Raw genomic sequence first — 3054 nt, 5'->3', positions numbered from 1 at the left:
CATCTTTCTCCTGCACTGTCCCCAGCTGCCGCTGCCCACCAAACCTGTCGGTTTGGCGCCCAGCGGCCACATTCTTTGAGCTCGAAGAAGCGAACTCAAAGAAAGTGCCGAATTCGGTGGGGACAGCCTCCCTGCGAACGTGCGTCCACCAAAAATGTGCGATAGACGGTGCCAACCCTTGCGCGAAGACCGGTGCCTGCTTTGTGTGAAACAGGTGGGTGCCATGTGTGAACTCAGTGTCAAGAGGTCTCCGCCCAATGTGGCAGCAGTGTGCTGACACCCCGCCACGCAGTGTGGCGTCATGTCGCCCAGCAGTTTGACGACCCAAGGAGGGGAGCGGCCAGGAGCGCGTCAGCATGGCACCTCGACGCACTTCAGCAACTGCGAACGAATCTCTGCAGGTTTCGCTGCCAAGTCCACGGTCGCAAAGCGGAGCGGATGACCCTGGATGACGACTGTCTCATCGACCATCGTTCCAACGGCGGGGTGCAACAACAGGCCGCTTGCCGAGTCTGCCAGTGCATCGCCACAGCCGACCTGTGACCGCAGATAGGCGTACATCTGGTAGATGTAGCCGCTGCGCAGGCTTTGCTCTCGATACCACCCTGCCGTGACGATGGAGGTGAACTTGGTGTCGATGACGATACGTCGCCCCGAGCTACCATGGTCGAGCACCACGTCGGTCCGCATGGCAGGCAAGATGTCATCAATACCTTCCGTCTTGGACGAGATTTGCCACTGCAGCGTGGCGCCGTAACGAACATGCCACCCGAGTGGACTGAGCACCACGGCATACAAGCCGCCAACGGCGCGCTCAAACAGACGACGAACCCAAGCCTCCTCCCGGCCAGGCATCGCCAGCACGTTGCCGCCTGCGGATTCCGTGGGTAGCGCCAGGTCATAGGCAAGCTTGGCTGCTGCCACCATGAACTGGTCGTCCGCATCATGGCGTCCGAATCGATCAGCGCTCATCTGGGCTCGGGTCGGCGGCTGGCCTGCGACGCCTCGGGACCACATCGCAGCAGCAAGAGATCGGCACCGATGGGCGACAACTGGCTTCTTGACCAGGCGAGCAATGGACTCCAATGCAGCGCGGACGAAACGATTCCGTGGCGTGTCAATGGTGAGCTCCGCAAAGCGGCAGGCCACCATGCCGCGATCCAACAACTGCCGCCGCTCAGTGGTCAGCACATCGATGCGCCCACGGACGCGGGTGAGCCACTCTTCCCGAGATCGGTAGCCCAGGCTCAGCTGACGATGCAGCCGAGTCTCAACGGCATGGGCCAAAATTTCTGCCACCAGATCGGGCAGCTCATCTGGGCTTTCTTCGACCGCCACATGGGCGGTGCCGCCAGTCCGAAACAGGTCCGACGCATACAGCATCAACAGCCACAGGTTCCGGACTGGAATGCGCCCCACGAATCCGGGCGCGAACCCAGATTCGGCGGAAATCGGTGGCGCGATCAGTCCCATCACCAGCCCTGCAGCAACCGTGCGGTGGCCTGACGCGCCTCCTCAGGGGAGTCAAACCAGTACTCTTCCAGCAGGGGGCCGATTTCGGTGTCCACGACTTGCTGGAACCATCGCCGGGTGCTGCCCGCATCCAGCCGATGCACGGGCGTGACATAGCTGTGACCGATTCGGAACTGCTTGCCCAAGCGTGCATCCGCTGCAATCAGCTCGTTCAGCTCGGCCATGCGTCGCTCAATGTCTGACGCCAGTGCTTCATCCACACCGCAGGCTGAAACCACCCAGCTCCGCCATGCTGGGCCGAGGCGCGGCTCAAGGCTTACAAACGCAAAGCGGCGCCGCAACGCCAGATCGACCAGCGCCAAAGACCGATCCGCGATGTTCATGGTGCCGACGACATGAAGGTTCTCGGGGATGTGGACCGGCCGCCGTACGCCGTCAGCATCCGGGTAGCACAGCTCCAACGCCTCGCTGGGGGTGCGCTTGCCTGCCTCCAGCAGCGTCAGCAATTCACCGAACACCTGGGCCGGATTGCCTCGGTTGATCTCCTCGATGACGACGACGAACTTGGCTGCGGGCTCCTTCTTCGCAGCCTTGATCGCCTCCATGAAGACGCCATCGGCAAGCGTCAGCTTGCCTTCACCAGTAGGCCGCCAGCCGCGCACGAAGTCCTCGTACGAAAGATTCGGGTGGAACTGGACGGCTCTCACCTTGCTCTCGTCCTTTTGCCCCATCAAGGCAAAGGCCAGTCGCTTGGCCAGCCATGTCTTGCCGGTGCCGGGTGGCCCTTGCAGGATCAGATTCTTCTTGGTGCGCAGCCGGTCCAGTAGCTGCTCAAGCTCTGGCTCCGACATGAAGCAGCCGTCACGCGTGATGTCGGCAAGCGAGTAGGGAACGATGGGGGCCTGAGACTGGACGACTTCGGCTGCAAGCTCATCGCCTGAGTCATCGCCGGACATGTCCGGCGCGACTTCGTCCTCCTGAGGCGCAGGCGTCGCATCCTTGAACTGCCACGATGCCAGCGACAACTCCGGGAAGCTGTGCACGGGGTAGTCGTCCTCCGCGAACCGCGTACGCAGGTCGTCGGCAAGTTGCAAATACGTGGCCGCATCACATGGCGCTTGCGGCGCAGGGGTGGTGATCGGAACGCCCAGGCGCTTCTGGATGTAGTGCCGCGACTGGCTGTCCAGCGTCGGAAACTCCCAGGGGGCAGCCCAATACAAGCCAGTGGACAGATTCCACGCCACACCCCAGACCTGGGTTGCGGCGTCATAGGCCTTGATGAACTCGTCGCGGGTGCCTGGCCCGTCGTCTTCAACCAGCGTCTGCGCTGCGGCAAAGACGCGCCAAAGGGCATCAATGTCTCCCGCCCCGCGCTTGTCCGCGTAGCGGAAGAACCAGGAGCGCTGGTTGTTGAGCACGGGGATGCCTTCGAACGTAGCGGGCACAGACACGGTGACGCCGAGCAGCTTCGCCAGCTCTGCCGCAATCAGCTTGCGGTTGGCGTCCGTCATGCCCCGGTTGAACGTGCCCATGACTGTGAACGGGCAGATGTCCTGGAGCGGGCCGCTGCTTCCATCTGGG

The 3054-nt window shown here is 62.5% G+C and carries 2 protein-coding genes; both read right to left on the bottom strand.

Annotated features, from left to right (window positions below):
* Positions 1-351: 351 nt before the first annotated feature.
* Positions 352-1473, bottom strand: coding sequence for a 5-methylcytosine-specific restriction endonuclease system specificity protein McrC (gene mcrC, locus RBT42_RS16480; RefSeq protein ID WP_320367117.1), 1122 nt, complete (start codon positions 1471-1473; stop codon positions 352-354).
* A partial coding sequence (locus tag RBT42_RS16475; protein ID WP_320367115.1) for an McrB family protein occupies positions 1473-3054 on the bottom strand: 1582 nt, incomplete at its 5' end. The genes RBT42_RS16475 and mcrC, both read right to left, overlap by 1 nt.

This window comes from Aquabacterium sp. (genome assembly GCF_034003525.1).
Lineage (GTDB): Bacteria > Pseudomonadota > Gammaproteobacteria > Burkholderiales > Burkholderiaceae_C > Aquabacterium.
Note: the sequence above shows the minus strand (reverse complement) of the source record. Positions and strands in the feature narration are given on the sequence as shown.